Here is an 11,788-nt window from a genome sequence, read left to right as displayed (position 1 = left end):
ATCCGCCGGCTTGAATTACCGTCCCAGGTGTCAACCTAATCTAGGACGGGTCACTTCGCCGACTTGCAGATGGTGGACAATGAGGCCATGAACCAGACAGTGAACGCCGATCCGGCCGAATTGGCCAAGTTTTCCGAACTCGCCATGCGCTGGTGGGACCCGGACAGTGAATTCAAACCCCTGCACCAGATCAACCCTTTGCGCCTGGACTGGATCAACGCCTACAGTCCCCTTCAAGGCCAGAATGTTCTTGACGTAGGATGTGGCGGCGGCATTTTGAGCGATTCCATGGCGCGCAAGGGTGCGACCGTCACGGGTATCGATCTGGCCACCAAGGCCTTGCGGGTTGCACAACTGCACGCTTTGGAGGCCCAGACACCCAATGTCACCTACAAGGAAATCGCTGTTGAGGCCCTGGCGATGCTGCAACCCGAGAGTTTTGATACGGTGACCTGCATGGAAATGCTGGAGCACGTGCCCGATCCTGCTTCGGTGGTCAAGGCTTGCCACGACCTGGTCAAGCCTGGGGGATGGGTGTTTTTTTCTACCATCAATCGCAATGCCAAAGCCTTTGCGCTGGCAATCGTAGGGGCCGAATACCTGCTGCAGATGCTGCCCAAAGGAACCCATGAGTACGCCAAGTTCATTCGCCCGGCAGAACTGGCTGGCTATTGCCGCGATGCAGGTCTGGTGCTGGAGCACAGCAAGGGCTTGCAGTTCAATCCTCTCACGCAGCGCTACTGGCTCAATGACGACGCCAGTGTCAATTACATGATTGCAACCCGAAAGCCAATCTGATGTCGCTCGGCCGCCTGAAAAATCCTATCCAAGCCATCTTGTTTGATCTGGACGGTACCTTGATCGACAGTGCCCCCGACCTGGGGGCTGCGGCGGACCAGATGCGCGTGGTGCGTGGCTTGCCCTCGCTACCCATGGCAGATTACCGTCCTTTTGCGGGGTCAGGTGCAAGGGGGATGCTGCGTGTTGCCTTTGGTTTGCATCCGGAAGATGAGCAGTTTCCCGTCATGCGTGAAGAGTTCTTTCAGAACTACGAACGCCGTATGACGCAGGACACCACGGTTTTCGATGGTGTTTCAGAAATGTTGACAAATATTGTGACGCGCCAATTGCACTGGGGCGTGGTTACCAACAAGTCCAAGCGCTTTACGGAGCCCTTGTCCCGGCAGATGAGCCTGTTTGCAACGGCGGGTGCGGTCGTCAGTGGCGACACCACGCCGCATGCCAAACCGCATCCTGAACCCTTGTTCGAGGCGGCTCGCCGTATTGGCGTTGCGCCTGAGTCCTGTGTATATGTGGGCGACGATGAGCGCGACATTCTGGCCGGTAAGGCGGCAGGCATGTATACCGTGGCTGCCGTCTATGGCTACCTGGGCGAAAAGCAGTCTGTTGCCCATTGGCAGGCAGATGATGTCATCGAATCTCCCCACGAGCTCTTGAAACGGTTGAATCTGTCCTAAAATACATGCCATGGGGCTGTCCTGGTTTCGACGTGGGTTCGGGATCGGTGTGGTGCATGTCGAGCTTGAGTGACGCTCGTAAATCTCCATTCAAAAAACTAACTGCAAACGACGAACGTTTCGCACTCGCCGCTTAAATCCGGTGAGCCTTGCAACAGCACGCTGATGGGCTGGGCAAGGGGGTAGCAATACCTCCAGGCTGCAAGGGAATTTTCATCAGCTGGTCGTCTGCCGGGTGTCTTGGCAGATGACAAGAAAATAGGGCACTGGCTTGCTATATAGCGTGCGTCTGCGCGATACAGCAGGTGAGATTCAAACCAGAACGCTAAACATGTAGATCTGCTCGACGAAGGCTTACGGACGCGGGTTCAATTCCCGCCAGCTCCACCACTATGACGTCCAAAGGCGTTCACCAACATCCGGTGAACGCCTTTTTTCTTTGAATAATCAATGATTTAGCGTTCATTGCCGTCCGGGAAGATTTGCTGGCAGCCGGAGTGGGGTGGGGGAACGAATGGGGGAACAGGGCAAAAAATCGTAGAATTTAGGCAGTTGTTCCCCCGTTCTCGAGGGAGAAAGGCCCAAAAGTCACAGGAGTTGTTCCCCCATGCTGACCGATTTGAAATGCCGAAACGCTGTTTGTTCCCCCGATGCCAAGCGAGAGCGCCTCGCCGACTCGGGAGGCTTGTACCTGGAAATTTCCCCTGCCGGATCCAAGCGCTGGTTCTGGAAGTACCGGTACAACGGGAAAGAGGGGCGAATGGCTCTTGGCAGTTACCCCACGGTCAGCCTGATGGCGGCGCGCAAGGCCAGGGATGTTGCCAGGCTGCAGAAGTCCACGGGGGTGGATCCGGTCCAGGTTCGCAGGGTCGAGAAGCTCAAGGCCATGAACCCGGAGGGCGACACCTTCAAGGTCGTTGCCCTGGAGTGGTTCGGTAAGCAGAAGGCTCAGTGGAGCGACACCCATGCAATCCGCGTATTGCGGCAGTTGGAGCGGGATCTGTTCCCCTGGTTGGGCGATCGCCGACTGGCTGACATCGAACCGGTGGAGTTGCTGGCGACCTTGCGCAAGATCGAGGCGCGCGGTGCCATGGAGACGGCGGATCGCGGGCTGATGGTGGCCCGCCAAGTCTGGCGCTATGGGGTGGCCACGGGCAGGGTGGAGCGTGACATCACCGGCGACCTGAAGGGGGCACTGTCACCCTACCGCGGCAAGCACTTCGCGGCGATCACCGATCCTGAAAAGTTGGGAGAGTTGCTGCGGGCCATCCAAGCCTACAGGGGAGGGCTCATTGTGCGTGCCGCATTGCAGCTCGCTCCGCTTCTATTCCAGCGTCCAGGCGAGCTTCGGGGTGCGGCGTGGGCCGAGGTCGATCTTGATGGGGCTCTCTGGACCATACCTGCCGCTCGGATGAAGCGTGGCAAGGAGGGGAAGGAATATGGGGATCCGCACCTCGTGCCCTTGTCCACCCAGGCGGTGGCGATACTGCGGGAACTGCATCCATTGACAGGGCGTGGAGCCCTGGTGTTTCCTGGCGAGCGTAACCATGATCGGCCGATTTCGGAGAACTCGGTGCGTACGGCGTTGATCACGATGGGCTATACGCCGGAGATCCAGACGTGGCATGGTTTCCGGGCAACGGCGCGCACGATGCTGGCGGAGCGGCTGGAGGTTGATCCCATCCTCATTGAGGCGCAGCTGGCCCATGCCGTGAAGGACGCAAATGGGCGCGCCTACAACCGTACGCAGTATCTGGCCCAGCGGGCACGGATGATGCAGCAATGGGCTGACTATCTTGATCAACTTCGGCAAAGGCAGATTGTCCACTCATAGGGGCATATGTCAGCTCCTTCCAGTCAGGAAGTCCAGAGCTTGCGACCAATGCGCTTGCGTCGTAACCACCGATCATGAAAGCGTTGAATAACGTTCCCTGATAAGCAGAGAACGCCCCGCCATTGCCACTCTATGGCTGCAGCGGTCAAAGTCGGCTTCGCAGCGGTTGCGGCCGCTCAAGGCTGCACTGCAGTCGATCAGTCATTGCCAGACGGCTGCCGACCCTGAGCCGCCATCCAGTTAGAAGCTCCAAAGCCGTCATTCAGTCAGGCTGCATGTTCAACGCCAACGAGCCCAACGGGCTGGCGGTTCCTACGGCAGCGACTTTCAGGGCATGGGCATAGATCATCGTTGGGCTTACATCCGAATGCCCCAGCAACTCCTGCATTGTGCGAATGTCGGTGCCCGACGGCAACAGTTGCGTGGCGAAGCTGCGGCGCAAGGTGTGCACCGAAACGGGTTTGCAAATGCCCGCCTGTGTCACGGTCTTCTTTAGTGTGCGATGTAATCGCTCCTCATAGAGGTGATGGCGTTGCCACACACTTGTGCACGGGTCCACCGACAGGAAGGAAGCGGGAAACACCCAGAGCCATCCTCAGCGCAGCCCCATCCCGGGTACTTGGCCTCCAGTGCATGCGGAACGTCCACGCCACCGCGCTGGGCCTGCCGGTCTTGCTCCCACAGTGCACGCGTTTGCAGCACCTGTTGGCGCAGATCGGATGCAAGGCTGTGCTGCAGCATCACCACCCGATTCTTGTCGCCCTTGGCCTGTCGCACCACTATAACCCCGCGATCAAAGTCCACGTGCTTGACCCGCAAGCGCAGGCCTTCCATCAGCCGCATGCCGGTGCCGTACGGCAGGCGGGCGAGCAAGGCCATATCGGTCGGCAACGCCAATAGCGGAGCCGCCACCTCGGCCACCGTCAAAACCGAGGGAATGCCCTTGGGCGTGCGCGGGCGTTGAACGCCATCGAGCCATGGCAGGTCCATGCCCACACCTCGCGGTAGAGGAATAGCAGTGTGCTCAACGCCTGGTTGTGCGGGGCAGCCGCTCCCCTCTGCTCATTGGCCAACATGGCCAAAAAAACCTGCGATTTCCTGTAGCCTTATGTATCTAGGTGTCGCAAACCGTGTCGTTTTGCAAACAGATTAGCCCATTGCACATAGGCTTGCTCCATGAGTAGACTATAGTGACTGTTACAAATTCGTTCGCGGAAATGATTCAACAACCGTTTGGCGCGTAACACAGGAGATGCGGCGGGTTTTATGGCTAGATTTAGTACTGTGTTTTTATTCACTTCACCTGCTACAGGGCCACGCTATCCCTTGCGGCATTTTTGCGTGCCAATTTAGACCGCAAGCGCCAGATATGGCCTGCGGGTTAGCGCGGTCTACATTGCGTTAGGCCACACAAACAAAAGGAGAAAAATTTGCCGTTTTCCGCTACCGTATTTAACGTACTTATCGCATCGCCGTCTGATGTTCCATCGGAACGCGAAGCAATCGCACAAAGTTTGCATGAGTGGAACGCCTTAAATTCCCAAGAAACAGGAAAAGTTCTACTTCCTGTAATGTGGGAGTCGCATAGCGCGCCTGCAATGGGAGACCGGCCACAGGGCATCATCAATGATCAAGTGGTTCGAGCATGTGACATGCTCATTGGCGCTTTCTGGACTCGCCTTGGATCACCCACCGGGGTGGAGGACAGCGGCACTGTTGAGGAAATCAAGTGGTTCTTAAAGAGCAGCAAGCCCGTAATGCTTTATTACTCAAAAGCTCAGGTTGACCTCGATAACATCGACACAACTCAGCTTGAAAAGCTCAAGGAGTTCAAAAAATCAATCCGCGATAAGGGCATCCAAGAACAGTACTGCTCTATTGACGAACTCAAGCAAAAGCTGTCTCGGCATCTAACCATCGTTATGCGCGGTATGTCAGTCGGAACGGTAGTCAATCCCAGCGTTGTAAAAGAAGCTCGAGCTTCTGCAAGTGAGCCAATTGTGCCAACTACTTCGGTGTCCGAGCCCAAACCGGTTGATACGGCCACCGAAGAGGAAATCTGGTTTGAGGACTACAGCGAAAGGTCTTTTGCCGTTCGAGGCAACACTGTGACAAAGAAGGAGGAACTTAAGGATCTCGGAGGGAAGTACATCCCACTGAAGACGGGGGGTAAAGGATGGAATTTCTCCAAGAAGCGTTTGGCAGAGGTAGCGGATCTCCTAGGCGCGAAAGCTGTACTTCGAACTGTGGCCTAACTGGTTGGTCAAGCCGATGCCCACAAGCTCCGCTTGCGGGTACGCTCCGTGCTCCGGCGCCGGTTAACTTGAGCGTTAGGCTCCTCAAATCGCTTCGCACCCGAGAATGCTCCCAACTCAAGGAAAGAAAGTGCCTCTATACACACTCGAAGACCACATCGCTGCGAAAGCGAGTCTCGATTCGCTGAACGCAAAGTGGGACAACTATTCGGGGAACAATCCGAACAAGTGTCGCGCTGATATCGAGGCTGCCAAGGCCACGCTTCACTCAATCGAGACTGCACTCAAGGCGAACGGCTTGCTTGCACGCACACCAACGGAAGAACGAAACGCATCGCTGGATGCAGCGTTTCCGAATGCGCAGTCTAGGGAGGTTGTGGAATGGAATGGCAAGAGATACATGCGTCGCTTCACTCCGGTATCCAAGAGCCTTTCCGGAAAGACCGTCAATGCCTGGAACAAACACTGGGAAGAGCTCTAAGTGAGCAAGGCGCGCGGCCTCACTGGACGTTGCAGGAGATGCCACCACCACCGCGCGCTTCGGCCAAGCCAAGCGCGCGTCCCTGAACTTTGGCGTTGAGCGTCCGCTTTTATGTATTGACCTAGCAGAACCTGCACCGGTCAAGCCGCTAATGCAAATGCCTCTGCGGGAGTTCTCATGTTTAGCGCCTGGTGCGGGCGCCGGTGGTTGTAGAAGTGGATCCAGTCCCCGATCAGGCGACTGGCATGCTGCAGCGATTCGAACCGGTGCCGATGCACGCATTGCTCCTTGAGCGTACGAATCACCCACTCGACCAGACCGTTCTGCGCGGGGCTGTGCGGCGTGATGAACTCCTGGCGCAGCCCGTAGCTCTTGACCAGTGCGGTGAAGCTGCGACTGGTGAAGACTAGCCCGGTGTCCGAACGCAGCAGGAACGGCTCTGGAACTCGGCCCAGCGTGCCAAAGCGGGCAATCAAGGCTTGCTTCAGTGCTGACTCAGCTGTCTTGGATCGGCCACGCTGGTCTTGCCCTGGATGATCTCCAGCACCAGTGCCGTCTTGCGCTTTGCGGTCCAGCGCTTGATCTCTTCTTCCATCAAGGGACTCATGGTGTCATCCTTTCGACGATAACACCTGAGCAGGTTTTCAGTGGGTCAATACACAGCGCCATAACACGGGCAGCGCCAAATCGGAACACGGTCAGCTGTGAAGGGGAGGTTGTATGGCGTGCGGTCCATCGGTCTTGCAGACGACTAACGCCCAAGGTAAGCGGCGCCTGAGCACCAAAGGTGCGGAGGAGGGCATCAACAAGATGCCATGAGAATACCAAAGGCATGCCCTTTGTTGGCGCTCGCTTGGCCAACCAGTTAGGCGGCTATGTTCTGGTTTCATTTGCCCCTGACCAAGCGGCAAGCATATTTTTGAACACCCCAGGATACGGCCAATGTTTCATCGATTTCATACCAACGGCCACCGGGGTGCCCGGAGCCATGGTTTTCGCCCATGCATGAACATTCACAATCGATGCCTTTAGCGTTCCAGCACACTGGAGCACATATTTGCTTTTCTCGGTGGAGTTGAACAATGTAGCATCTTGAGTATCGCGTGAGGCATAGCCTGATCGTAGACTCGAACCAAGCCCTTGGGATTTCCCACGCTTTGTACTGAGAGTTCCAGGCTGGCTTACGGTGATTGTCATTGCGCAACCAATCCATATTGCTTTCAGCAAACGGCGCCTTGACCAGCAAAGGTGCTGGGCGCTCTCGTCGAAAGACAACAGGAATAGCGCCTTGGCGCCATATGGCCTTCAACGTCTGCCCATCCGCTGCTGTCTCCACGGGGCCTCCTCTAGTTGTCTAACGCCCAGGTTAACCAGCGCCGAAGGCGGAGGGCACCAACACTGGCCATGAAAATACCGAAGGCATGGCCAGTGTTGGCGTCCGCGTTGAACCGACATTTAGGTTTTCTGCGAAGGTACTGGCGATGTAGGTTGATTATTTGTCAGTCTTGACATTGGATGCTGAAGGCTTATTTTCTCGACCTGCGTCAATGATGACAACAGATTTTGAATCAGTCAGTTTTAGCTCATTCAAAATGCGTAATGTCTTTGCAAGCTCTAAATCAGAAAAGCACATGATGACTTTAATGGACTGCTTTGTTTGATTTGCTGCCTCATAAACCGCGACTTGATTCTCCAAATTCTGCCTAAGTTTAGAATTGCTTGCAAGCTTGAATTCAACTAGGGTGCTGTCCTTTGAGCCTCTTGATATTTTGTAGTCGACTGGGCCTCTCCCATTGTTTACCTCACTGTTCACATCGTCTTGGGCAGCATACCAAGTAAGTCGGAACATAAGTTGAAGGTCAGACTCACGCTTGACGGGTTGGCCTTTGACATAAAAAACTCGATAGCCGTCATTATTTTCAATCACTTGCTTAAGAAATTGAACCCGCTTGAGCGTCTCATCGAATGTCCCACTTTTTTCTGTATAAAATTTTTTTTCGGAATGCAGCTTTCTGATCAGACTGCCGACTTGGCTAATGAAAACTGATTCTGTTTCCTTGATCTTCTCCTCACTGATCTTTACAGCGCCTGCGCCGTTATCCTCTTTGAATTTGATGTAATAGTCGATGAGTTCTGGAAATTTTCTGAGCGTGGCCGCAATCGCACGATTTATGTCCTTTTGATTAGCATCGTCTGGAATTTGTCGGGTGAGATATTCGTTGACCTGGCTGCGAAGAACTTCGTTTGGCAGCGATGCAGAAACTTCGTCGAAATCGCCGATGAGATCATGCTTATTTATCCACGCTTCATCCTTGGTGAGAATGTCTTTTGGTGTTAGCAAGACAAAGTCACCGTCGATGAACGGCAACTCATAATGTGCAGTCTGCCAGCTACGCGTTTCGTAGTTGAACCTTGTGTGAGTGACAGGGACGCGTTTAATTCTGTTTGCCGGCAAATTTTGTTTTGCAAATGTTTGCGTGTAATCGCAAAGAAATCCTTTGATTAGATTTGTTGCAAAATCGCTGATATTGTCTTTTCCTACGCCGTCTTTAATTAGGCATAGCTTTTCGAGGTGACTACTCTTCGTTATTTTTTCTTCTCCAAAATCTCGAAAGATCGAATGGAGATTGTCGTTGAGTGCCGCGCCAAATGCTTGGCCAAGCCCGGAGCCGCCATTTCCAACCTTGCTATACCCCAGCCAAGTTTGCTTTACTTCTGGAAATCTATACCATGATTTCAAAAGTCCTGGAGATATATCGCCTTCTGCCGACATATCCCGCAAAAACCGAACGTATTTTATAATTCCCGAGTGAAGGTTTTGATATTCTGGCTTTTCGCTATTGAATAGCAAAAATGGATCAATGAATACCGGGAGATCATTAATTAGCGAAACATTGAATGCGCCGTATGCTTCTAACACCTCTGGTGCAACACCAAAATAATCAGAGAAATAGACTCTAACCTGCATTTGATTCTTTCACTGTTCTGGTAGTCAAAACCCTTGGCTAAGGAAACCGAACGTAATGTAGACCACACCAGGCCTCGGGCTATATCCGGCGTGCGGTCTAAACTAGCACAAAAAAATGCAGAAAGGGGCTTGCAGCCTACTATTTTGGCATGTGCTGTGCAAAAATACAGTGCCAAACTCAGCCATGAAACCCGCCGTCCCTCCTGTGTTGCCCGCCACACGATTACTGGACCAGGTCCGTGAACGAAATCGTTACAAACACTATAGCCTGTGCACGGAGCAGGCCTAGGTGAAGTGGGTGTGCATGTTGGTGAAATAGCACGACTTGCGGCATCCACGAGACATGGGCAGCTAGGAATCGAGGGTTTTCTGGCCATCAGCCTGCATCGAGGATCGGGCAGTGCCAGGGCACTGGGAGTGGGTGGGTGACCTGTTGTTCGGCGATGCCTACAGCCAGATTGCGACGCTGGTGGAGCGACAGACGCCCTTCGTGATGCTGTCTCAAGTTGGTGGACAAAGACGCCTACATCGTTACTGCGGTGCTGGCTAGACATGCACGGACCTTGCCACAAGAGCTCTACCGTTCTTTGACCTGGGATCGGGGATCGGAAATGGCGGGCCACAAACGCTTCACCGTGGCCACCGACATCCAGGTGCACTTCTGCGATCCGCAAAATTCATGGCAGCGCGGAACGAACGAAAACACCAATGGCCTACTGAGGCAGTACCTTCCCAAGGGCATTGATATCTCAGGCTACTCGCAGGATGAACTGGATGCGATTGCGAGAAAATTGAATGAGCGGCCTCGGAAGACCTTAGGGTATAGAACCCCGGCTGAGATGTTTAATGAATGCGTTGCATGGACTGGTTGAATCCACACTCAATGTCAGACATAGAAGCGTGGGGCTCATGGAGTTCAACATGCTTTTTTAAAATATGCCAGCGTCTCGGCATCTGTGCTGTAGACGAAGCATCCCTTCATCCCACGCGTCATCAGGGTACGGTAGGTATTCTTGATGATGACATCCGCAGCCTCTTCAGCACCGGCTGAATCCTCGTGCATCCAGCGCTTTAAGCCCTTTAGGGATTTATCGTGGCGGTCCCGTGCGAGGGCATTCGTGACAATCCTGCCGTTGCGCACCAAGAGATCCGGACCAATGATCACCCCGATGTAGTCGACCTCTAGACCTTGGCAGGTGTGGATGCAGCCGACTTCCTGCACCGAGTTCGGCGCGATGATCCACAAGCTTCCATCTTGGTCCAGATTCCATCGACGCTTGTATGTGGGGCCGATCTCGATGTCATAAGCCGCTGGGTTGCGCTTGCTCAGCCAGGGCCAACAGTATCCCGCTACGACACGGGCTTTGTTCTGGGTATTTCTCGCTTCAATGGCTTCATGAAGCGCGACGGGATCATCAAAGACACGAAATTCGTAGTTGCTGCCATCAAGTGTCGGGTTGGCGGTTTCGCGGATGTCCAGCGTGTTGTCCAACCAAGCCAGATATCCATCAGACCCATTGCACCGAAACTGCGAGGCCAACTGAAAGTGCTCGACGACAGCGCCTTGCTCAGCAGCATAGCGCTGAATCAAGGCCTTGGAGCCTATGTCTTGCAGCGTGACGCGCTGATCTTCATCAATGAAGAAAATCGCACATTTCGCTGCTGTGATGATCTCCTTGACTTGATTCTCGCCAAGGTTTCCGTAGAGGCCAGACTTCTCATTGAGCCGATGTGCTTCATCCACGACAAGGAAGTCGAATGCGTTCGGTGTGCCATTGATGAATGCACCGGATCCAGTGAACATGTTGGCGAAGTGACTGCGGCGCATACTGCCGGTGACCTTGGCTTCGTAGACCCTGCGAGGTGCGGCGTTCTTGGACACATACTTGCCAAGAAGACCTAGCTTAGTCAAGGCGACCAGTAGGTTGATGGCTACCACGGTCTTGCCGGTGCCAGGGCCGCCCTCGATGATTAAGACTCGAGGTTTGGTTTCAGCGGCTGCTGATGCTGCGGCCCGGCATGCTTCGTAGACGGTCTTCTGATCGTCGATCAGGACGAATTCGGGCTTGCCCTTGAGCAGGTTAGCAAGGCTTTCGGCCAGGGCCTTGGATGGGCGGATGCGGCCGCTCGAGAGCTCGAACAGCACATCTGCACCTTGGCCATGCTTCACATGCTGCTTGATGAAATCGCGTAGCTTCGCGCGTTCGTCCTTACCTTTCAGAAACAGCGGCGCCTTCTGGATGTAGTCCTCATAGTGCGCGCCATCAATCACGCCATCACGGGCGTAGTTATGAAGGTAGGCGCAAGGCTTGAGCTGGATGCCACCGTCATATACAGCTTCGTTGAAACCCTCCATCAAGGTCGCGTATGACCAAGCTTGGTAGGAAGGATGGACAACTTCGCGCTGCGCCTTCGCAAGGTAGGTCATCACTACCGCGTCCTTTGCCGTAGGTTTCACTTGGTCCCACTGCTTGAGCTCTACGATCACCGCTGTTTTGGCGCCGTCAGTCCCATAGCCAGTCAGCGTCATGTCAATGCGCTTGGAGCTCTGGGGAATGTGGAATTCAACGGCTAGGCCGGTGTCGTCTGGGATCTCATCGTCTCGGAGAACCTTGGCCATGAATCCCAGCGATTCACGCCAGGAGCGCACCTCGGCTTCAGACACCTTGCGCCCGGTTGCAGAGACGTAGTGGCGATGAATGACATCGTCAATATCTTCGTCATCGTGATCGCGGAGAAATTGGCGCTTGTCAGCCTGGTAGACGATCACGA

General features: G+C 54.4%; 9 protein-coding genes, 1 other RNA gene and 3 pseudogenes. 7 read left to right on the top strand and 6 right to left on the bottom strand.

Annotated features, from left to right (window positions below; translation table 11 throughout):
* The first annotated feature begins 87 nt into the window (after positions 1-87).
* The 4 genes from ubiG (at position 88) to ACH2DG_RS11220 (ending at position 3,312) form a co-directional block, all read left to right on the top strand.
* The gene (gene ubiG / locus ACH2DG_RS11235; RefSeq protein WP_395026163.1) at positions 88-798 is read left to right on the top strand and encodes a bifunctional 2-polyprenyl-6-hydroxyphenol methylase/3-demethylubiquinol 3-O-methyltransferase UbiG; all 711 of its coding nucleotides are present in this window, start codon (positions 88-90) and stop codon (positions 796-798) included.
* Positions 798-1,478, top strand: a complete 681-nt coding sequence (locus ACH2DG_RS11230) for an HAD family hydrolase (protein ID WP_395026161.1) — start codon at positions 798-800, stop codon at positions 1,476-1,478. Before ubiG ends, ACH2DG_RS11230 begins: the two co-directional genes overlap by 1 nt.
* A gap of 12 nt (positions 1,479-1,490) precedes the next feature.
* Positions 1,491-1,868: a transfer-messenger RNA gene (gene ssrA / locus ACH2DG_RS11225) on the top strand.
* A gap of 217 nt (positions 1,869-2,085) precedes the next feature.
* On the top strand, positions 2,086-3,312 hold the full coding sequence (locus tag ACH2DG_RS11220) for a tyrosine-type recombinase/integrase (RefSeq protein ID WP_395026160.1): 1,227 nt from the start codon (positions 2,086-2,088) through the stop codon (positions 3,310-3,312).
* 262 nt (positions 3,313-3,574) lie between these two features.
* Here the strand turns inward: ACH2DG_RS11220 and ACH2DG_RS11215 are convergent.
* A pseudogene (locus tag ACH2DG_RS11215) lies at positions 3,575-4,580 on the bottom strand (integron integrase).
* 162 nt (positions 4,581-4,742) lie between these two features.
* Between ACH2DG_RS11215 and ACH2DG_RS11210 the strand changes: the two are divergent.
* The gene (locus ACH2DG_RS11210) at positions 4,743-5,567 is read left to right on the top strand and encodes a hypothetical protein (protein ID WP_395026158.1); all 825 of its coding nucleotides are present in this window, start codon (positions 4,743-4,745) and stop codon (positions 5,565-5,567) included.
* 130 nt (positions 5,568-5,697) lie between these two features.
* Positions 5,698-6,048, top strand: coding sequence for a hypothetical protein (locus tag ACH2DG_RS11205; protein ID WP_395026157.1), 351 nt, complete (start codon positions 5,698-5,700; stop codon positions 6,046-6,048).
* A gap of 140 nt (positions 6,049-6,188) precedes the next feature.
* Here the strand turns inward: ACH2DG_RS11205 and ACH2DG_RS11200 are convergent, their stop codons facing one another.
* The 4 genes and pseudogenes from ACH2DG_RS11200 to ACH2DG_RS11185 form a co-directional block, all read right to left on the bottom strand.
* The gene (locus ACH2DG_RS11200; protein ID WP_395026156.1) at positions 6,189-6,524 is read right to left on the bottom strand and encodes a transposase; all 336 of its coding nucleotides are present in this window, start codon (positions 6,522-6,524) and stop codon (positions 6,189-6,191) included.
* 32 nt (positions 6,525-6,556) lie between these two features.
* A pseudogene (locus ACH2DG_RS11195) lies at positions 6,557-6,655 on the bottom strand (DUF1153 domain-containing protein); the annotation flags it as partial.
* Between the two features lie 266 nt (positions 6,656-6,921).
* Positions 6,922-7,245, bottom strand: coding sequence for a hypothetical protein (locus ACH2DG_RS11190; protein ID WP_395026155.1), 324 nt, complete (start codon positions 7,243-7,245; stop codon positions 6,922-6,924).
* A gap of 295 nt (positions 7,246-7,540) precedes the next feature.
* Positions 7,541-9,016, bottom strand: coding sequence for a hypothetical protein (locus tag ACH2DG_RS11185; protein ID WP_395026154.1), 1,476 nt, complete (start codon positions 9,014-9,016; stop codon positions 7,541-7,543).
* Between the two features lie 379 nt (positions 9,017-9,395).
* On the opposite strand from ACH2DG_RS11185, the pseudogene ACH2DG_RS11180 reads away from it, so the two are divergent.
* Positions 9,396-9,888, top strand: a pseudogene (locus ACH2DG_RS11180) (IS30 family transposase); the annotation flags it as partial.
* A 44-nt stretch (positions 9,889-9,932) separates the two neighbouring features.
* Here the strand turns inward: ACH2DG_RS11180 and ACH2DG_RS11175 are convergent.
* Entirely contained in the window at positions 9,933-11,786 is a 1,854-nt protein-coding gene (locus ACH2DG_RS11175) for a DNA/RNA helicase domain-containing protein (protein ID WP_395026153.1), read from the bottom strand.
* Positions 11,787-11,788 lie beyond the last annotated feature (2 nt).

This window comes from Comamonas odontotermitis (genome assembly GCF_040396735.1).
Lineage (GTDB): Bacteria > Pseudomonadota > Gammaproteobacteria > Burkholderiales > Burkholderiaceae_C > Comamonas > Comamonas odontotermitis_C.
This window is presented reverse-complemented; position numbering and strand designations above follow the sequence as displayed.